Below are 19,855 nucleotides of genomic sequence, written 5' to 3'. Positions count from 1 at the left end.
GGAACTGCAGAGATGATATGGGAAAAGCCAAGAGGGTGAACATCACCTTCTTGGCTTTTTTGTGTCATCATGAGGCTGATCGGGCGATTCTATCAAAAATATTATGTTTAGAATCCAAGCAAGTAGATTGTTAGATTCGTTGCCTAAACCTATAATGGAGAGTGACATAGAAGGAATAAAATAACAGATGGATAGATGAATAGAAGAACAAGGAGAGGTCTATGTGTACCCTGTGAAAAAAATGTGGAGGTTATTTCTGTGTTTGATCATTATAGCGGGGGCGCTTCCTTTAACAACAATCAATGAAGCGTCCGCCAGTGATGAAGCAGCCGCTGTCCAGTCGACGGGGAGCGTGAACACGCCAGCCAGCGACGAAGCGGCTCATTTGGGCGAATCCCCCTCTCAGGGAACGGGCCAGTCTGACACGGAGCCGCTAACGGCTACTGTTGTGGTGGCCAAGGTTAAGCTAATCATTGGGGATTCTTCAACGGTAACGATCAAATTCTCGGGAGCGGTGACCAGTTTCGATCTATCATCAGATATGACAGCTCAGAACGGCTCCTTAGGCAACCTTTCCACTCCAGACAACATCACCTACACGGCGACGCTGACGCCCACTGCGAACATCAATGCCAAGAATAACGTCATAACGCTTAACTTAGCGGGGGTGACTTATGCCGGAGGACTCAAAGGAACAGGAACTATCGATTCGAATAACTACGAGATTGATACAGAGCGTCCAACCTCCACGATTGCGATTGCCGATTCCAAACTGATGGCCGGCCAGACTACAACCGTGACGTTTACGTTCTCGGAAGCGGTAAAGGGTGTCGACCTAGCTGACCCGACTGTGGCTAACGGCACATTAAGTAACCTCAGTTCGAGTGACGGCGGCAAGACATGGGCGGCGACCCTGACGCCGACCCCGGGTATACAGGATAACACCAATATCATCACGTTAGATAATACAGGAGTGGCGGATCTCGCCGGCAATGCGGGTGAAGGAACGACCAATTCCGCCAACTACGAGATTGATACTGTACGCCCAACGGCCACCATTGTGGTTGCTGACAATGAGCTAAAGCCAGGCGAAACTTCACTTGTGACCATCACTTTCTCGGAGGCGGTGTCAGACTTCAACTTATCCAGCCTTACGGCGAGTAACGGGACACTAAGTAATCTCACTTCGATCGACAGGGAAAGGATTTGGACCGTTACGCTGACGCCTAAAGCCAACGTCAACGCGGCTGACAATTTCGTTACGCTCGACAACAGCAAGGTGCATAATGCGGCCGGCAATTCATTGGGGGAGGGAGTGACAAAATCCAATCCCTATACTGTCGATACGGTGCTGCCATCTGCGGCATTGAGCCATTTGACCATATCGAGCGGCACATTAAGCCCTGCTTTTGTACCCGAAACGACAAGCTATACCGCCAATGTTCCTTATGCTGTATCCAGCATAAAAGTAAACGCGACAATGAAGGATAACAGCGCCACGATGACCGTGAACGGAAGTCCGGTAGCCAGTGCGCAACCAAGTCAGGATATTTCATTAAACGTAGGTGTAAACCCCATTACGATCATTGTAGCTGCCAAGGATTTGTCGACCAAGACCTATACGATCTCCGTGACACGTGCTAATCGCGAGACAAATGAGGGCGGGAGCAGCGACAATGGTAGCAGTGGTAGCGGCAGTAACAACGGTGGCAGTGTTGACAGTGGCCATGTAAGCAGCGGCTGTTCAACAACACCGGTAATCCCGAGCGATAACAAAATCATCTCTACGGATGGTCAATTAATCCTTCCTCCAGGTAAAGCCGGAGAGGTTCGTTCAGGAGATGCCATCACGATCTCTGTTCCAGCATGCGCGACAAAGCAAGAGCTGAAATTAGCGATCCAAAAAGTAACGGACACTCATCCATTTAAAACTCATCATGAAGTTTTCCTTAGCCCGGTATTTGAGCTTTCAAAAAATGTACCGGCATACTTTGATAAACCGGTAACGTTATCTTTTGCATTTGACCCGGCAAGCTTGAAAAGCAATCAAACGGCGGCTGTTTTTTATTATGATGAAGCGAAGAAAATTTGGATCAAGGTTCCGGCCGGCAGGGTACAGGAAAACCGCATTGCTGTCACTGTCGATCACTTCACAAAGTTTACAGTACTCGCCATTGATCAAACAACCGGGTTAACCGTCATCAGCGACCCGGCGGAATTTGCCGATATCTCCGGACATTGGGCAGAAGCCAGCATCAAGCAGGCGGCAAGCACCGGAATCGTCACCGGTTATCCTGACGGCACGTTTAAACCGGGTAAGACGGTCACCCGCGCAGAGTTCGCGGTAATGCTCGTTAATACGCTAGGCATCAAAAAGCCGGGAGCTGAGCTGACCTTTATCGATTCAGCCAGTATCGGTGCATGGGCACAAAATGCGGTCGCACAAGTGGTGCAGCTAGGTATGATGAAAGGATACGAAAACGGTACTTTCCGTCCGAACGCAGAAATCACACGCGCTGAAATAGCCGTCACCATTACCAATGTTGTGGGCCAGATCAGCAAGGATACTCCGGAAGCAGGCTTCGCAGACGACAGCGAAATTCCGGATTGGGCCAAAGGCAGCGCTGAATTTCTGAAACAAACCGGGATTATGCTCGGGAAAGACGGCAATCGATTCGCTCCCCAAGACGCTGCTACAAGAGCTGAGGCTGTGACGGTCTTGCTGAATATGTTCGCACTTCGAGGGTAGATGAAATTTTAACCCTATGAACGATTGATGTCATGAAGAAGGCTTCCGGCATAAAACGCTGGGGGCCTTTTTTTGTGACGATTTGAAAGATGATTTTCTATCAGAAGGTATTCGTGATAAAAATTTGTAAAAGTTACCCGAAGAGGAGCCGGTCGATACCCAGGTATTTACGCCTGATTGTCGCCCGGCTTTTTTCTCGTTATTTAGTGGGAATTTTAATTTCAACATAGGAAAAAAGGGTGCGGGAAGAAAGTCGTATCCCACAAAACCGGTTTAACTCTGATTCGATCCTGAGAAAAGGGATATTCCACAGATGGTGGAGACTGGAAAAAGCGTATCATTTCGGGGCAGGCGAGCATTTATACGTTTGGAAAGAGGAGTAGGTGAGCATGAGTTTCGAGTTTTTTCGACGACTAGGCATGATTCCTCATTTTCGGGAAACCGCATTGACTGATCAAAAGCGCATTCATATACTTGAGCCTAAATTTGGATTTGTTAGTTATTTTAACAAAGTAAGGTGGTGGATGACATCGTGATCGGTAGGGGGAAAACCGGGAACGCCAAATTCGTCAAGCAGATGAACCGGGAAGGCATTTTGCATCAGCTCCGGCAGGAGCCCCGCTTGTCACGAGCCGAACTGGCAGTAAAAACGAAGCTTAGCCGTCCTTGTGTCTCGGCCTTGGTGGAAGAGATGATTCATGAAGGGCTCATTCGTGAGGTGGGTACAGGAGAATCCAGAGGGGGGCGCAGGCCGATCCTGTTGGAATACAATGTGCAGGCGTATGCAGTCGTAGGCGCCGTGTTTGAAGGCAGCGAGCTTGAAATGGCCGTAGCCGATATGAAGGGCGAACTGATCGCCCAAATGCATACGCGTTTGAAGCAGCCGGTGGATGGGGAATCCGCACTTCAGGCGCTCGAAGAGACGCTGGAGCGTCTGCTGGTTGCGAGCGGGACGGACCGGGGCCGGGTGATCGGAATCGGCGTTGGGCTTCCGGGCATTACGCAGCGCCGAAGCGGCACCGTCAGCCATGCTCCAAGCACGGGCTGGATGGACCTCCCCGTAGGCAGGGAGATTGAAGAGCGCCTTCAGCTGCCGGTGGTGCTGGATAATGACGTCAACATGATGACGCAGGGCGAATTTTTCGGCGGGGCCGGGTCTGGCGTATCCAGCCTGGTGTATATGTACGTCGGAACCGGGATCGGCGCCGGCATTATCCTTGACAAGCAACTGTACCGCGGAAGCAAGGAAGCCTCCGGTGAAATCGGGTATATGCGGATCGGTGACTCGCCGGGAAGACGCAAAGGCGAATTCGGTGTGTTCGAGAAAAATTTCTCGGTGAACGGCATACACGGTAAAGCGAAGGCGCTCGGGCTTGAGGTCGATCCAGAGACGAGCATTCTCCGGCAGTTAATCCGGCTGAGCGAGGAAGGCAGCTCGCAGGCGGAGGGACTGCTGAATGACGTGTATCACGGCTGGGCTTCGGGAATCGCCAATACGGTCAGCGTGCTCGATCCCGAGATGCTGGTCTTGAGCGGCGAAATGGTTCATTTGAACGAGGCCGGGCTGAACCGGATCCGCGAGCTGCTGCTGGATTGGGTGCCGGTGATGCCGGAAATCCGCTTGGCGGCGCTGCGAGAGCGCGCGGGACTCATGGGTGCGGTACACAGCGTGCTTGAAGCGCATTCGTACGCATCCAGGTAGTTAACATTTCGAATTATAAATTAGCTCAACATCCTAATGAGTACTTAATCATGGGCAGAGTAGCGGAGGGGCCGGAATCGATCTGGAGAAGCGTTAGCGTTCGCCTTTGTTGCCAAATTTCTACCTTGTTGAAAAGGTGAATCAAGAAATTTGGGGACAACAGCGATCGGAAGAACGATCCGGAACCGCAGCGGCCACCCTGCACCATACTAACAACTAATCATTTCAATGTTGAGCCTAAAATTAGGGGGATTAACAATGGCAAAGAAATGGTTCAAGCTCGGCATGATGTCCATCGCTCTGACAATGACGGTCGGTCTTACCGCTTGCGGCGGCGGAGACAAGGAACAGGCCGCCTCCGGTGAAGCGGGCGGGGACAAAGGATCACAGAAGCTCGTCATCTACACCGCCCGTGACAAAAACGTCGTTGAGCAGATTCTGCCGAAGTTCGAGGAGCTGAACCCGGATATCGACGTCGAAGTGATGACGATGGGCGCCCAGCAGATCATGGAGCGGGTGCGCGGAGAGAAGGCCAACCCGCAGGCTGATTTCTGGTGGGGAGGCACGCAGTCCTCTTTTATCACGGCGGCGAATGAAGGGCTGCTGGAATCGTATAAGCCGAGCTATGCGGACAGCATTCCGGCTGAATACAAAGACAAGCAGGACCGCTGGTACGGGGAGATGTTGCTGCCCGAGGTCATCATGTACAACTCCGAGGCGGTGAAGAAAGAGGATGCGCCGAAGGATTGGGATGATTTGCTCGATCCGAAATGGAAGGATCAAATTCTGATCCGTGGTGTCATGGCGTCCGGCACGATGAGAACGATCTATGATGCCATGATATACCGCCAAGATCCCGCGAATCCGGAAAAAGGCTATGAGTGGCTGAAAAAGCTCGATGCCAACACGAAAGAGTATACGCAGGACCCGACCCAATTGTACTTGAAGCTGGCCCGTCAGGAAGGAAAGCTGTCGCTGTGGAACCTGCAGGACATTCTGATCCAGAAGGAGCTGCAGAAGCAGCCGTTTGACTACATCTATCCGACCAGCGGTGCACCGATTCTGGTGGATGGTGTCGGCATTATCAAGGGTGCCAAAAACTTGGACGCGGCGAAGAAGTTCTTTGATTTTATTTTTGATGAAGGCCAGCTTAAGGAAAAGGCGGACAAGCTGTTCCAGATTCCAACCCGGACCGATATCGACAAAAGCCAGTTCCCGGACTGGTACAAAAACCTCGATACTAAACCGCTGGACCTGGATTGGACAGTCCTTGCGGATAAAGAGAAGGAATGGATGCAGTATTGGGATGAGAATATCAAAGGCAAGGGCGGCAAATAAGGGGATTGCGGCTTGATGGGCAAAGTTCTGCAACCATATAAGTTAAATCAAAGAATATGATGCAGGCAAGGGAGTAAAATGATTCCGAAGAAGCGGAGCGGTCGCATTTGGCTTTCGGATTTCTACCTTAAAAGTCCAATATAATCAAGAAATCCGAAAACAAGAGCGATCATAGGAACAGTTTACGTACTTGCCCCATCATCCATTTCAACAGTTGAACTTATATAGCTACTAGGTTGTCTGCCTTTCGAATGGTTTGCACGAAGGCAATTAAGCTTGCATCTATACGTGAATGGACTTGAAGGAGGACGAATGATGATCGGAGTCACGCTGGACCGCGTCAGCAAAACATTCGGTGGGGCCAAGGGTGTGGAGGAAGTTGACGTACATATCAATCCAGGCGAGTTTTTTACCTTTCTGGGTCCGAGCGGCTGCGGCAAAACGACCACTTTGCGCATGATCGCCGGTTTCTATTACCCCAGCGACGGACGAATTTTATTCGGTGAGCATAATGTCACCCACATGCCGCCCAATAAGCGCAACACGGGCATGGTATTTCAAAACTACGCCTTATTTCCGCACATGACCGTGTTCGAGAATATTGCTTTCGGTCTTCAAGTCCGGAAACAGGGAAAAGCTGAAATTAACGAGAAGGTCACGCGCGCTCAAAAGCTGGTGCATCTCGACGGCTACGGGCAGCGCCGCATCGATCAATTGTCCGGCGGGCAGCAGCAACGGGTTGCGCTCGCTCGTGCACTGGTGATCGAGCCGAATATTCTCCTGCTTGATGAGCCCTTGTCCAACCTCGATGCCAAGCTGCGGGAAGAGACACGGCAGGAAATCAAACGGCTTCAGCTGGAGCTGGGCATTACTACGATTTACGTTACGCATGATCAATCGGAAGCGATGTCCATGTCGGACCGGATCATGGTCATGAAGGATGGCGTCGTGCAGCAGATCGGTACGCCGCATGAAATTTACAACCGTCCGGTCAACCGCTTTGTCGCTTCGTTTATCGGGGAGTCCAATCTGTGGGAAGGCACGGTGGAGCGGCTGGAAGGCGGGATGGTAGATGTACGGCTCGCACCGGATTTACGGCTGACCGGCCTCGCCAAAAACGCCTCGCCCGAATGCAAGCTGGCGGTGGGACAGAAGGTTACATTGTCGGTACGCCCGGAGGCGGTTCGGGAGGCCGCCGCGTCCGAACGCGGAGAGGCCAATACGATGGCCGTGAAGGTGCTGCTATCGGAATTCACCGGAATCAGTGTGAATTATATGGCTCAGGCCGGCCCGCTGTCCGTGAAGGCGATGTTTGTCGGGCAGGGGCACCGGATGAGGGAGCGGGACGAGGAAGTGTTGTTTACCGTGGCGCCGGACAGCATTTATTTTTTGGAATAGGGGGTGACCCGAAGCGATGAACAAACCTCAGCCTCAATTGGCACCGCCGCCTATTCGCTCAAGCAGTCGATGGAATTCGCTGACGAGATCGCCGCATTTTGTATATGTGCTGATTGCGCCGTTATTTCTTATCCTACTGGCATATGTCATCTATCCGTTCTTCCAGACGTTCCGGCAGAGTTTGCAGTTGGACGGCGGCTTTTCGCTCCAAAACTACTCGCGTTTCTTCAGTCTGGAACATACGGCGAATCTGGAGGCCCTGTGGACGAGTGTATACATTTCGGTACTCAGCGTGATCACCTGCGGCATTGTGGGGGTGGCCATGGCATTCCTGCTCGAAAGGTACGAGTTCCCCGGCCGCAAGCTCTTGTCGGTGCTTGTCCTCGTGCCGATGGCTCTGCCGCCATTGATCGGGGTGTTATCTTTTGAATTTTTGTACGGTTCCAGCGGGATTATTCCGCGGGGGCTGCAGCATCTGCTTCATCTGGACAAGCCGCCTTTTACGCTGAAAGGGATTTGGGGCGTGCTGGTGGTCCATACGTTTACGATGTACACCTATTTCTATATGACGGCGTCTTCGGCGATCAAGGGTCTTGATCCGTCGCTTGAGGAGGCTGCATCGAATCTAGGGGCGAACCGGTTCACCATCTGGCGGCGGGTGATTCTGCCCATGCTGACGCCGGCTATCGTTGCGGCATCGCTGCTGGTTTTTATGATCTCGATGGCGTCGTACACCGCGCCGCTGATCTTCGGCATTGAACGGACGATGACGATGCAGATTTATCTGTCCCGTACCAACGGCGACTTGGATATGGCTTCGACGCAATCGACGCTGCTGTCCGTCGTGTCCATTCTGTTTCTCATTCTGATGCGGTGGTACCAAGGCGCGCGGAACTACCAGAACATGAGCAAAGGTGTCAGCGTTCACCGGACCGAAGTGAAAAGCAAAGCGGGCAGAAACACCGCGATGGTGCTGTCTTTTCTCGGGGTGCTCGTGCTGATGCTGCCGATCCTCGTGATCGTGCTGCTTGCTTTTTCCGAAGACGGGAAGTGGACGACCCAAATGCTGCCGCCGTCTTATACGCTGGACCATTTCAAGGATCTCTTCACCGACAGCAAAACATGGCGTCCCATCGCCAACAGCTTCAAAATCAGCATCGCGGCGACGATCGGCAACCTGCTGTTCGGCGTCGCAGCCGCCTATGCCATCGTGCGCATGAACTTTAAAGGGAAGACGCTGCTCGACATTCTGATCATGCTGCCTTGGGCGCTTCCGGGCACGGTCGTGGCCGTGAACCTCATAACGGCGTTCAGCGAGCCCAATGCGTTTTCCTTTGGACAGGTGCTGATCGGCAGCTTCTGGATTTTGCCGCTGGCTTATTTCGTCCGGCATCTGCCGCTGATCTTCCGCTCGACCTCGTCCACGCTGATGCAAACCGACCGCTCGGTAGAGGAAGCGGCGCGAAATTTGGGAGCGTCCTGGTGGTACACCTTCCGCCGCGTCGTGTTTCCGATGGCGCTGAGCGGCATCCTGGCGGGCACGCTGCTGGCGCTTGTGGAAGGCATCGGCGAGTTTGTCGCCTCGATTCTGCTGTATACCAACAAGACGACGCCAATCTCGGTCGAGATTTTTCAGCGGATGTACGCCTTTGAATTCGGAACCGCCTGCGCGTACGGCGTGCTGCAAATCGTCATGATTATTCTCGTGCTTTACGTTTCCCGGAGGCTGACCGGCGGCAATGCCGGCTCCGCGATTTGACGATCCATTTTCCTGAACCTGAAGCGGTAAAAGAATACCTTTTTTCATTACGCGGCGACCTGTCCGATAAAAGGCGAGCCGATTGCGATAATGATACAGGCAGGCAGCGGCATGTGCCGATGCAGGCCAACACTCACGCTTGAAGGAGGAGAAGTAACTTGAGTCAACGTGAACTGAGTAAGAAACGCAGGGCGAAACAATGGATGGCGGCATCGATGAGCCTGGTGATGGCAGGTACGATTGCTTTTCAGGCCGGTCCTGGTAAGGCATCTGCTGACAGGGGGGGGGTCGATTTATGGAAAGCCATCAAACCCCTCACCACCATTGCCAGCGCGATGAATACGGGGGCTCACCCGGATGATGAGCACAGTGCGACACTCGCGTATCTTTCGCTCGGACTCGGCGTGGATACATACAGTGTCATCGCCAACCGCGGGGAAGGCGGGCAGAACGAAATCGGCAGCGAGCTGGGCAACGCCCTCGGAATCATCCGCACACGGGAGCTGCAGGAAGCATCGAAGATTACGAATGTGACGCTGGCGAACCTGAGCCAGAAGCTGGACGATCCGATCTATGACTTCGGATTCTCCAAAAGCCCGGACGAAACGTTGGAAAAATGGGGGGAAGATGTCGCTTATGAACGGCTGATCCGCCAAATCCGGGAGAAACGTCCGGATGTGTTGATTCCGGCGTTCCTGAACGAGCCTTCGACGCACGGGCATCATCGCGCGATCAACGTGCTGACCGTACGTGCCTTCAAGGATGCGGGCAACCCGCAGGTGTTCCCGGAGCAGCTAAAGGAAGGGCTGCAGCCTTGGCAGCCGAAGAAGCTCTATGTACCAGGAACGGAGAAGGCATACGATGTCTCTTTGCCGGTCAACGAATATAATGAGCTGTACGGCGCTTCCTATGCCCAGCTCGGAGAAGAATCCCGCTATATGCATAAGAGCCAGGGTATGGGCCGGCAAGTGGACGAAGGCCAAGGAACAGCCTATTACACACTGCAGGCGTCGGCGGACGGAAAAAAGGACGAAAAGCCGGCAGCGTCGTTGTTCGGCGGAATCGCCTTTACGTTTGACGATCTGGCCAAAGAAATAGACGCCAAAGGAAAAGACAACAAAGTCGCCAAGCAGCTGAACACGCTGCAAAAGGACGCGAGCGAAGTCATTGCGGCTTATCCCGCTTTTGCGGAAGTCGCCCGCGAAGTTCACGAAATGAAAGCGGACGTTCAAACCGCCGTGGAGCTTGTGAAGTCATCATCTTTAGATTCATCGGCGAAAAATGATCTGCTGCACCGCTTGGACGTGAAGGAAAGACAGCTCAATAAAGCCAGTCAGGAGGCGACTTCCGTCGTCGTCAAGGTGAAGCCGGAGACCGGAGAGCTTATTCCGGGGCAAACGACGAAGGTGACGGTGACGGCCTTTAACGGCGGAGACGTGAATGTCGGCAAGGTCAGCCTGAAGCTGAATGTTCCCGAAGGCTGGAATGCGAAAGCGTCAGGAGCGGCGACCTTCGCCAAGCTGGACAAAAACAAGACGGTCCAAACGGAATTTGAGGTCACCGTGCCGAAACAGGTGGAGGACTTCAATCCTTATGCGCTTCCGCTGATTTCCGCCGATATCGGGTATGAGGCGTTTGGAACAGCGGCAACGCTGCATGCGGTTCCGGATAATGCGGTAGCCGTGCTGCCGCCGGTTGCGCTGTCCCTAAGTCCGGAAGCGGCAGTTCTGAACACGCTGAAACCGGAAGACGCCGTATCGGTCAAGGTGACCGCGACGAATTATGCGCCAGGCGCGGAGAAAACGAAAGTTTCGCTGAAAACGCCGGAGGGCTGGACAGTGGAGCCTGCGGTGCAGGAATTGAGCTTCGCGGCGAAATACGAAACCAAGACGGCTGAATTTACCGTCAAGGCGCCGGAGGGCGTGAAGGCGGGAAGCTACAGCTTATCGGCTGTATCGAGCGATGGAACGCAGGACAGCAGCAGAACGGTACAGGTCATCCAGTATCCGCATATCGGCAAAACCTATTACGTTAAGCCGGCCAACCTGGCCATTCAAGCGTTCGATCTGAAGGTGTCGGAGGGATTGAAGGTCGGCTATGTGTCCAGCGGGTTTGATAACATTGATCAGGTGCTGCGCCAGGTGGGCATCAATGTGACGAATCTGGATGCCAAAACGATTCAGTTCGGCGATCTGTCGCAGTACGATACGATTGTGCTCGGCATTCGGGCCTATGCGTTCCGGCCGGAACTGATTCCTAGCAATCAGCGTCTGCTCGATTACGCCAAAAATGGCGGCAACCTGGTTGTCCAATATCACAAACCGGAAGACAAATGGTCGCCGGACCTCGCTCCGTATCCGATCAAGATTGGCGCGCCGCTGATCGAATGGCGCGTCACGGACGAAAACTCCAAGGTGACGATGCTTGCGCCGGATCATCCGATCTTTAACACGCCGAATAAAATTACATCGGCCGACTGGGAGAACTGGATCCAGGACCGCTCCGCCTACAACCCGTCCGAATGGGGCAAGGAGTACACGGAGCTGATCTCGAACGGCGACCCGGGTGAGAAAGAGTTTACGGGCACGTTCCTCACAGCCCCTTATGGGAAAGGGAATTACACGTACAGCTCCATTGTCTGGTACCGCGAAATGCCAAGCCTTGTTCCAGGCTCGATTCGCATGTTCGTGAACATGATCAGCCTGAAGCAGGATGGAACGGTTTCCACCGGAACCACTCCCCAGAAGTAATGGAGGATCGGACCGGAATATAGGATGAATCGTTGAAGGATTAAGCTTGAAAGGGAATGGCGCGGAGCGATAGACTTCGCGCCGGACCCTGGATTTTCAAACGGATAAAGACTTTGGCTTACGTACATAAACACAAAAACACAAACTATGGAGGGGACTGGGGCAACATGAGGAATCGGGAACAGATTTTGGAACGGGAAGGCGGACATTTTCCGGGGCGTACCTATACGGAAGCCGTGCTCGAGCCTGCTTTCGATGAAGCGAAGAACAGCTTGCTCGGGGCGATGATGGCGATCAACAAAGCGCATTTGATCATGCTGAAGGAGCAAGGACTCGTAAGCGGGGAAGAAGCTCTCCAAATCGCGTCGGCCATTCACGGCCTTGACCTGGAGGGGCTGCGCCAAGCGGAATATACGGGACAGTTCGAGGACCTGTTTTTTCAGGTTGAGCATGAGCTGCATGCAGCGGCCGGAGACATTGCCGACAATTTGCATCTCGCCCGCAGCCGTAACGATATGGGCATCGCGATTTACCGGATCGTGCTGCGGGAGAAGCTGCTCGTAACGCTTCGCGGAGCCCTTGCACTCAAGAGTCAGCTGCTTTCGTTTGCAGAGGAGCATAAGGGCACGATCATGATCGGGTATACGCATACACAGCAGGCGCAGCCGACGACGTTGGCCCACTATATTTTGGCGATGGCTGACTCTCTGGATCGCGACATCCGCCGGCTGCAGGCAGCTTATGCCAACTGCAACCGAAGCAGCATGGGGGCGGCAGCACTGACCACATCCGGCTTCGCCATCAGCAGGGAGCGGGTGAAGGATCTGCTGGGCTTCGACGAGCTGATCTATAACTCTTACGACGCCATCGGCGGTGCCGATTACGTCGGCGAGATGATGACGGCCGTGCAGCTGGCCGCGATTAACCTGGGCAGGTCGTCGCAGGACTTCCTGCTGTGGTGCACACAGGAATTCGGCATGCTGCGCGTGGCCGATCCTTACGTGCAGATCAGCTCGATCATGCCGCAGAAAAGAAATCCGGTATCGTTCGAGCATATGCGTGCGCTGCTCTCCAGCTGCGTCGGCAATACCCAGACCGTGCTGACCATGATGCACAACACGCCATTCGGCGATATCGTCGATACCGAGGACGACATGCAGCCTTATGCCTGGAAGGCGCTGAAGGTGCTGGAACGGATGTATCGTCTGCTCTCCTGCGTCATCGGAACTGTGGACGTTAATAAGGAAGTGCTGCGGAAGCGGACCGAGGGCAGCTTTGCCACCGTGACCGAGCTTGCAGATACGCTGGTGCGCTCCGACCGTTTGTCGTTCCGCAGCTCCCATCATATCGTAAGCCGTCTCGTGAAGCGTGCCGTCGCCGATGGACTTGCTGCTAACCAGATTACGCTGGATCTGGTCAATGAGATCGCACTGGAAGTCATCGGCCGCAAGCTCTCGCTGACGGAGGAGCAGCTGCGAATGGCGCTGGATCCGGTTCATTTTGTGAATATCCGTACGCTCCCCGGCGGACCGGCTCCTTCAGAAATTCAAAGCGTGATCACGAAGCGGAAAGGAGCCCAGCAGACTCAGGAGCAATGGCTGGACGCAGCCCGCAAACAGGCGGAAGGAGCCTTGAAGAACCTGGATGACATCCTGGCCGGCTGGAGCGGCAGCCGATGAACATGGCAACCATTCCTCTGCTGGCCGTAGACGGCGGGGGGACGAAGTGCTTGGCCGTGCTTGCGGATGTCGAGGGCCGGGTACTGGCGAGCGGGCGTGCGGGATCATGCAACTACCAGGGAGTAGGGCGCGAAGCCGCGGCGCTTGAGCTTATGCGTGCGATCGAGGAAGCAAAGAGGCAGCTGGCGGATCTGGATATTCAAGGGAATACGCGGTCTGTGTTTGACGGGGATGCTGCTCCTATCTCTTCGGAGGCTGCAGATCCTTCACCTGCCGTAACAGTAGAATCACCGCTGCATGTTGCCTGCGCGGTGTTTGGCCTCGCCGGCCTGGATACTGACTATGACCGTCAAGTAATTGAGGAACTTGTCCATGAAGCGCTTCGAAACACGCAGGTGCAGGCCGACCGCATCATCGTGGAGAATGACGGCGTGGCCGCTCTACTCGGTGCAACAGGCGGTGCCCCCGGCATTCTGGTCATCGCCGGCACCGGATCAATCGTGTACGGGATTAACGCGAGCGGTGAAAGCGCTCGTGCCGGCGGCTGGGGCCACCGTGTTGGCGATGAAGGCAGCGGTTATTGGATCGGTAAGCAGGCCATCATCGCCGCACTGCGTGGATATGACGGAAGGAGCGGCCCCACGGCGTTAACGGGTAAGCTGCTGCATCATCTGAAGCTGCGCACGGAAGAGGAACTGTTCAACTGGGCCTACTCCGCGGCATACAGCGTGGAGAAAACAGCCGGGCTCAGCAAGCTCGTGAGTGAAGCGGAGCAGGAGGGAGACGCGTCTGCACGCATGATTCTCGAGGCTGCTGCCGACGAGTTGTTTCTAGGGGCCCGGGCCGTGATCGATAGAATCGGATTGGCTGCAGCGGAAGAGCCATTTGCCCTGATTTTGCAGGGAGGCGTGCTGCAGAATATTCCGCTTGTGCGAAGCCGATTAGCGGAACGAATCCGTTCCATCTCGCCTCTGGCCAACGTGGACGAGGCAAAGAAGGAGCCGATTTATGGGGTGATTGCGCAGGGGATGCGGCTGCTGGGGAAGGGGAGTGTTTCGTAGTAGACTGCCGAGGACCATCTTGTCCCATACCCTTTAATAAAAACCAATGGCTTAGCTTGAAGCGCCTTTGCTAATGCAGTGACTGTTAGCATAGAAGGCGCTTTTTCTCCGTTCTCTAGTTCACCGACGCTCCGCTTACTGCAATCAATACTTTGTCGATCATCAATAAAAGACTGAAGCCCGGAATAGAGCGTTCAGTCTTTTTTCGTAAATGCTGCGCCCTTGCAGTCCGGCCAACTACGTTAGCCGAGTTAGTCCGTGTGTGCGACGGCTCTGATTTCGATCAGCTGCTCGGGAGACGCCAGATATGTTACGCCGATGCAGCTGCCGGCTGGCCTGTGTTGTCCGATGTATTCCTTGAACAGTTGAATGCAATGCTCGAAGTGCTCTTGCGCTTTTGTTAGATAGATCTCTACATAAGCTAGGTTCGATTTCGTGACACCAAATTCCGCCAGTACTCGATCCAGATTTTCCAGCGTCTGCCGGGTCTGTGCCTCGATATCTCCCTCGCCAACAAACGCTCCCTCTGTATCGTGGGAAAATTGCCCCGAAATGTAAATCGTGCCGTTGACGCTATAGCCCTGGGTGATGCCATGATCCCAAAGATCGTGATTGTAGGTTTTCACTGTAGTCATTTTTTTCTCTCCTTTACTTCAAAGTAAGGTAAGTATAAGATGAGAAAAAATAAAAATATAGTACGCACTTTATTGATAGGTACTATCAGAAAGGGTAGTGCAAATATGAGCATGGCTGAGTATAAAGGCAAAGTTAAAAATGTACAGGATACACCTTTTGGATACACATTATCCGTGATTGGCGGCAAATGGAAAATGGTGATTATCTACCTCCTGGCGGAAAATCAAACGGTTCGCTTTAATGATCTGAAGAGACAGATCGGGGCGATTACTTTTAAAACATTGAGTTCACAACTGAAAGAATTGGAAGCGGATGGGATGGTGACACGGAAAGAGTATCCTCAAGTTCCTCCAAAAGTCGAGTACAGTCTTACAGAGAAAGCGGAGACACTTTTACCCGTTTTGGAAGGGTTATGCGAGTGGGGAGTCAAAAACCAACCGAAGACATGAGCGGCTTTCAATTAACGGGAAACGTTAGTTCAACGCCAGCAGCATTGTTATAAATCGCTAATATCATTGGAGGCAAAATAGGAATGAAATTTTCGGATGATGACTTGGTAATTCGCCTGCATGAACGGTCAGATACAGCAAACATTGTAACCATGACCAATCGTGACCCATTTCATATGTTGAACGGGCTAACGGCCGAAGCGTTTGAGCAGGATTTAGATGAACCCGGGGAACGAATTCGGGATAACACGTTCGTTGTTGAGCTTGGACAGACAACCGCCGGTTATTTTTCTTTATGTTTCGTTGAACGGACTACACACATTTCCGTGTATTGTTACGGGACGGTGGACGTGGATTGGCGCAGGCGAGGCATTGGTACGGCAATGTTCAAGTTTATTTTTACACGGCTGGAAGCAATCGCACGACAAGAGGTCAAACCAATTCACTTTATTCACCGTGCACTCACGAGTATTTCTGGAGAAACCGCTCTTGGTGCCAATTTTGGCATGCAGGCTCAAAACAGCCTGGGTATTTTGTGCTTAAATGACCTAAACCACATCAAAGTTTCGAGCCCTCCATCAGAATTTGAATTCCGTCCCCCTACGCTAGAAGATGCTCCAATTTGGGCAGAGATTTATAACGATGCATTCGGTGGTAACAAAACGGTTGAGAGTGTCATTCACGAATTTCAGGGAACTGGTTTTTCGCAAAACCTGTATATGCTATGTGAAAATGAAACGGGGACAGCGGTTGGCCTCCTTTGCGCTACACTTCGAGGAATGCACGCCAGAATACCGACCCTTGCAGTAAAGCGTAAATGGCATAGACGGGGTATTGGGGAAGCAATGTTATCCGAAATACTGCAGAGGCTTCAGGATTCAGGTGCAGTTGATGTCCGGTTAAGCGTAGACAGTAGCAACGATGCGGCTAAAGGGCTCTATACAAAATTTGGTTTTCAGGAGGAATATCAAAGAATTCATTATGCAGCGATCTTCTCACCGTAGCAGATTATCCATCACGGTCAAGGAGTGGAGGACGCTATGCCATCGATTAATATGAAAAACTGAGGTGATTGTTGTGGAAGAGCTACTTTCACGAATGAAGCATATTCATGGAAGGATGATTGACGGAAGGCATCATTTCTGGGACGTAGAGAAACTATGGGAGTTATCTAAGAACTTACCCGTTCATACAATCAAGATTGATTCAATAAAGGAACTGGATCAGGATTGTTGGTTTAAAGATAGCAGGAAGACACCCATTCCAACGATACGCAATGTTGCGCTTCATTGTCAGCGGATTATCAACGCCAACATGGAGTACCCCATATTATTATGTTCAGACGGACAATTAATTGATGGGGGACATCGAATTGCAAAAGCATTAATGGATGAAAAAAGTGAAATTGACGCCGTGTATATTACATTGCCGGAGGCGGACGTGATTCAATGAAGAAATTCTATAAGCGAAAATCCTTGACCTACAGTTAACTCTAGGCCTTATACTTCAACTAAACATGAAAAGAAGCGCAGAAGATCTAACGAAGACTAGGAAAGGAGACTGGAGAAAAAGATGTGAGCTGCCTCATCGGCATGTCTGAAAATGATCTTAGAAAATAGAAACCATACTAGAATTGGAGATTCAATTCATAATGAGCAAAAATAATGCAGGGAATGTTTTCGGCCTGGCTTTGCTGCTGGGTTTATTTTCGACGTTAGGCCCGTTTACGATTGATATGTATTTACCGGCATTTCCTGAAATCGCACATAATTTCAATACGAGCGCTTCACTCGTCCAGTTTAGCCTGACGGCTTGTTTGCTTGGATTGGGCATAGGTCAGCTCGTTATGGGCTCGCTAAGCGATGTGTATGGCCGGCGGAATCCGCTGCTGATCTCCATGGCCGTGTATATCATCTCCTCGTTGGCTTGCGCATTCGCACCCAATATTGGCTTGCTGATCCTGTTCCGATTCGCCCAGGGGTTTTCCGCTTCCGCGGGAATCGTCATCTCGCGAGCCATAGCCCGCGATCTGTACAGCGGCCACGAACTTACTAAATTTTTCTCTTTGCTGCTGCTTGTCGGTAATTTGGGTCCACTTGCTGCACCGATTGCAGGCAGCGGTATTCTTTCGTTCACAACGTGGATTGGTGTGTTTATCGCGCTGTCTCTGCTGGGGATTTACTTGTGGGCGATGACAAAATGGCGCTTGAAAGAGACGCTCCCAACGGAAAGACGCGAGAAACCCAACTTCGCGAACCAGCTGCGCAGCTACGGAATGCTCTTGCGTGACCGTCAGTTCGTCGGCTACATGCTGGCACAGGGGATTATGATCGCGGGTGTCTTTGCTTATGTTTCAGGAACACCTTTTATTTATCAAAATATTTATGGCGTCACACCGGCTGTTTTCGCCTTGCTATTCGGATCAAATGGCATCAGCTTGATTATAGGCTCGCAATTGGTCGGGCGGATGGCGCATCGCATATCTGAACAGGCTTTTCTGCTGTTTGGCCTATGGGTAGCCTTATCGGCAAGCATCGTCGTTCTAGTGGTCGCTGTATTCCATGGTCCGCTGTTCGCGTTGGTCATCCCGCTGTTTTTCTTTGTTTGCTCCATAGGCATTACATCCACTGCGGCATTTCCTCTTGCCATGGAGAGACAGGCCAATATGGCGGGCAGTGCTGCCGCACTCCTGGGGGTCATCCCTTTTCTGTTAGGTGCGGTGGTTGCTCCTATGGTTGGGATTGCCGGTGAAAATACCGCCGTTCCACTAGGCCTGATTATTTTAGCGACGAGCACGGCAGCCATGCTCGCTTATTTCGGACTGGTCAGAAAAGCTCCGCGTGCATCTCAACAGGCGCAAATCCGAGCCTGATTTTTAGATCGGATTGAGGAAGTAAAGCTAAGTTAAACGAGAACAATAGCTCACAAACAACCAACAGCAGCCGGCCATTAGCCGGCTGCTGTATTTGTACTTTAAGACCAACCGCGGAGAACCTTATCCGCATCGTCTTCTAGCTCATTCCTTAATTGCAGAAAATAGTCCTCGATCTGATCAAGGAGTGCCTCTGTGAGTGCCCCGGCTCGACACAGGAATTGGAAGTCTTGATGTGTCTTTATGATCCTCATTTGTATATCCCTCCTGAAAATGAAAATGACCCCTCGAACAAGGGGCTTGGCATTAGGTCACGAATACGATATATATCTGATTTTGAACTTGATACGGTTAGATAAATTAGAGAAAGAAGGGTTAAGCATGAGTGATTCCATGAATCAGTATGAACGATTTCGCAACTCCATTCCTCTACTAAGAAACAGTACAAAGCTTGAACAAATTCACAAGGGATACTCAAGTGATGGTAAATACATCGTACATGATAGCAATGGCCACCCCCAATACATATTAAGAACCTACAACATAGATCAGGTTGAAAACAAGAAATTGGAATTTAGCAGACTGAAGATGATGGAAAAGCATGATGTGAAATGCTCTAGACCTATTGAAATTGGGGTCCTACCTGAACAAGAACTAGGTTACATGATCGTCTCATTCATTGAGGGAAATGAAGCATCAGAAGAGCTACCATTTTTAACGAAAGAAGAGCAATTCAACATTGGTATTCAATCAGGCTTCGAATTAAAGAAGATTCATCAGGTTATCTGTCCTGATAACATTAAGTCTTGGGATGAAAGAATGGCCGCCAAGCATCATCGATATCGAATGGAGTATACCAAATGCGGAGTTGCAATAAATAACGAGAAGAAGTTGTTATCCTTTATTGATGACAAACTGTACTTAATGAAGGGTAGGCCTAATATTTTCCAACATGATGATTACCATATTGGAAATCTTATCGTTAAGGACGGGAAGCTTTCAGGTATCATTGATTTCAACAGGTACGACTGGGGAGATCCAATTCATGAGTTTGTGAAAGTGGGTATTTTTAGTGCAGAAGTTAGTGTACCTTTTTCAGTCGGTCAAATCCAGGGATACAATAATTACAATGAACCTGATGATGAGTTCTGGAAACTTTATTCACTCTATCTAGCCATGACTTTGATCTCATCCGTCGTATGGATCTTGAAGGTAAAACCGGATGAGTTAGATTCAATGTTGATGAAGATCCACCAAGTAATGGATGACCATAACAACTTTGAGTTAACTGTGCCTAAGTGGTACAGTCAGTATCAAGTTAATGTTTGACTGGGTAATTTGACCAAGAGTAGTATCAAATAGTTTTAAGAAAGGGCCATCCCGAAAAAGGATGGCCTTAAAACTTGCCGTTACAGACAGCGCGGAGAACCTTATCACAAGGAACGCCAGGCTTTTATTGTGC

The 19,855-nt window shown here is 51.6% G+C and carries 15 protein-coding genes; 13 read left to right on the top strand and 2 right to left on the bottom strand.

All coding sequences use genetic code 11. The features are described from left to right. Nucleotides 1–262 precede the first annotated feature (262 nt). The 8 genes from MKY74_RS32555 (at nucleotide 263) to MKY74_RS32520 (ending at nucleotide 14,436) form a co-directional block, all read left to right on the top strand. A complete protein-coding gene (locus tag MKY74_RS32555) occupies nucleotides 263–2,749 on the top strand; it encodes an Ig-like domain-containing protein (protein WP_144025495.1) in 2,487 nt (828 codons plus the stop codon). 532 nt (nucleotides 2,750–3,281) lie between these two features. Then, nucleotides 3,282–4,451, top strand: a complete 1,170-nt coding sequence (locus MKY74_RS32550; protein WP_076173941.1) for an ROK family transcriptional regulator — start codon at nucleotides 3,282–3,284, stop codon at nucleotides 4,449–4,451. A 258-nt stretch (nucleotides 4,452–4,709) separates the two neighbouring features. Beyond that, a complete protein-coding gene (locus MKY74_RS32545) occupies nucleotides 4,710–5,789 on the top strand; it encodes an extracellular solute-binding protein (RefSeq protein ID WP_076173938.1) in 1,080 nt (359 codons plus the stop codon). 315 nt (nucleotides 5,790–6,104) lie between these two features. Continuing rightward, nucleotides 6,105–7,187, top strand: coding sequence for an ABC transporter ATP-binding protein (locus MKY74_RS32540; RefSeq protein WP_076173936.1), 1,083 nt, complete (start codon nucleotides 6,105–6,107; stop codon nucleotides 7,185–7,187). Nucleotides 7,188–7,203: 16 nt separating this feature from the next. Continuing rightward, nucleotides 7,204–8,946: an ABC transporter permease gene (locus tag MKY74_RS32535; RefSeq protein WP_076173933.1), complete on the top strand. Its 1,743-nt coding sequence runs from the start codon at nucleotides 7,204–7,206 to the stop codon at nucleotides 8,944–8,946. Between the two features lie 173 nt (nucleotides 8,947–9,119). Beyond that, nucleotides 9,120–11,696, top strand: coding sequence for an NEW3 domain-containing protein (locus tag MKY74_RS32530; RefSeq protein WP_076174036.1), 2,577 nt, complete (start codon nucleotides 9,120–9,122; stop codon nucleotides 11,694–11,696). 167 nt (nucleotides 11,697–11,863) lie between these two features. Then, complete coding sequence (argH, locus tag MKY74_RS32525; RefSeq protein WP_076173931.1) at nucleotides 11,864–13,375, top strand: argininosuccinate lyase; 1,512 nt, start codon at nucleotides 11,864–11,866, stop codon at nucleotides 13,373–13,375. Then, a complete protein-coding gene (locus tag MKY74_RS32520) occupies nucleotides 13,372–14,436 on the top strand; it encodes an N-acetylglucosamine kinase (protein WP_076173929.1) in 1,065 nt (354 codons plus the stop codon). Before argH ends, MKY74_RS32520 begins: the two co-directional genes overlap by 4 nt. On the opposite strand, the gene MKY74_RS32515 is transcribed toward MKY74_RS32520, so the two are convergent. Together MKY74_RS32515 and MKY74_RS32510 are read right to left on the bottom strand one after the other, a co-directional pair. Next, nucleotides 14,382–14,585 carry a helix-turn-helix domain-containing protein gene (locus tag MKY74_RS32515; protein WP_244169392.1) on the bottom strand — a complete coding sequence of 68 codons (204 nt, stop codon included), beginning with the start codon at nucleotides 14,583–14,585 and terminating at the stop codon, nucleotides 14,382–14,384. The genes MKY74_RS32520 and MKY74_RS32515 overlap by 55 nt on opposite strands. 102 nt (nucleotides 14,586–14,687) lie before the next feature. Beyond that, nucleotides 14,688–15,071 (bottom strand): RidA family protein, encoded by a 384-nt coding sequence (locus MKY74_RS32510; RefSeq protein WP_076173927.1) that lies wholly within the window; start codon nucleotides 15,069–15,071, stop codon nucleotides 14,688–14,690. A 105-nt stretch (nucleotides 15,072–15,176) separates the two neighbouring features. Between MKY74_RS32510 and MKY74_RS32505 the strand changes: the two genes are divergently transcribed. The 5 genes from MKY74_RS32505 to MKY74_RS32485 all read left to right on the top strand — a co-directional run bounded on the left by MKY74_RS32505 (nucleotide 15,177) and on the right by MKY74_RS32485 (nucleotide 19,722). Then, nucleotides 15,177–15,521, top strand: coding sequence for a winged helix-turn-helix transcriptional regulator (locus MKY74_RS32505; RefSeq protein ID WP_076174034.1), 345 nt, complete (start codon nucleotides 15,177–15,179; stop codon nucleotides 15,519–15,521). A gap of 83 nt (nucleotides 15,522–15,604) precedes the next feature. Beyond that, the gene (locus MKY74_RS32500; RefSeq protein WP_076173925.1) at nucleotides 15,605–16,525 is read left to right on the top strand and encodes a GNAT family N-acetyltransferase; all 921 of its coding nucleotides are present in this window, start codon (nucleotides 15,605–15,607) and stop codon (nucleotides 16,523–16,525) included. 73 nt (nucleotides 16,526–16,598) lie between these two features. Then, the gene (locus tag MKY74_RS32495; protein WP_144025494.1) at nucleotides 16,599–16,973 is read left to right on the top strand and encodes a chromosome partitioning protein ParB; all 375 of its coding nucleotides are present in this window, start codon (nucleotides 16,599–16,601) and stop codon (nucleotides 16,971–16,973) included. A 199-nt stretch (nucleotides 16,974–17,172) separates the two neighbouring features. Beyond that, entirely contained in the window at nucleotides 17,173–18,393 is a 1,221-nt protein-coding gene (locus MKY74_RS32490; RefSeq protein WP_076173921.1) for a multidrug effflux MFS transporter, read from the top strand. A gap of 381 nt (nucleotides 18,394–18,774) precedes the next feature. Beyond that, a complete protein-coding gene (locus MKY74_RS32485; RefSeq protein WP_084204098.1) occupies nucleotides 18,775–19,722 on the top strand; it encodes an aminoglycoside phosphotransferase family protein in 948 nt (315 codons plus the stop codon). Nucleotides 19,723–19,855 lie beyond the last annotated feature (133 nt).

It is taken from the genome of Paenibacillus sp. FSL R5-0378 (assembly GCF_038009285.1).
GTDB classification, from domain to species: domain Bacteria; phylum Bacillota; class Bacilli; order Paenibacillales; family Paenibacillaceae; genus Paenibacillus_AQ; species Paenibacillus_AQ favisporus.
The sequence above is the reverse complement of the archived record's forward strand: the minus strand, read 5'-3'. Positions and strand labels throughout refer to the sequence as shown.

Excerpts from the sequence above, each read along its gene's own strand:
- MKY74_RS32545 (WP_076173938.1), top strand. The coding sequence starts at position 4,710 with ATGGCAAAGAAATGGTTCAAGCTCGGCATGATGTCCATCGCTCTGACA.
- MKY74_RS32540 (WP_076173936.1), top strand. The coding sequence starts at position 6,105 with ATGATCGGAGTCACGCTGGACCGCGTCAGCAAAACATTCGGTGGGGCC.
- MKY74_RS32535 (WP_076173933.1), top strand. The coding sequence starts at position 7,204 with ATGAACAAACCTCAGCCTCAATTGGCACCGCCGCCTATTCGCTCAAGC.
- argH (WP_076173931.1), top strand. The coding sequence starts at position 11,864 with ATGAGGAATCGGGAACAGATTTTGGAACGGGAAGGCGGACATTTTCCG.
- MKY74_RS32520 (WP_076173929.1), top strand. The coding sequence starts at position 13,372 with ATGAACATGGCAACCATTCCTCTGCTGGCCGTAGACGGCGGGGGGACG.
- MKY74_RS32510 (WP_076173927.1), bottom strand. The coding sequence starts at position 15,071 with ATGACTACAGTGAAAACCTACAATCACGATCTTTGGGATCATGGCATC.
- MKY74_RS32505 (WP_076174034.1), top strand. The coding sequence starts at position 15,177 with ATGAGCATGGCTGAGTATAAAGGCAAAGTTAAAAATGTACAGGATACA.
- MKY74_RS32500 (WP_076173925.1), top strand. The coding sequence starts at position 15,605 with ATGAAATTTTCGGATGATGACTTGGTAATTCGCCTGCATGAACGGTCA.
- MKY74_RS32490 (WP_076173921.1), top strand. The coding sequence starts at position 17,173 with ATGAGCAAAAATAATGCAGGGAATGTTTTCGGCCTGGCTTTGCTGCTG.
- MKY74_RS32485 (WP_084204098.1), top strand. The coding sequence starts at position 18,775 with ATGAGTGATTCCATGAATCAGTATGAACGATTTCGCAACTCCATTCCT.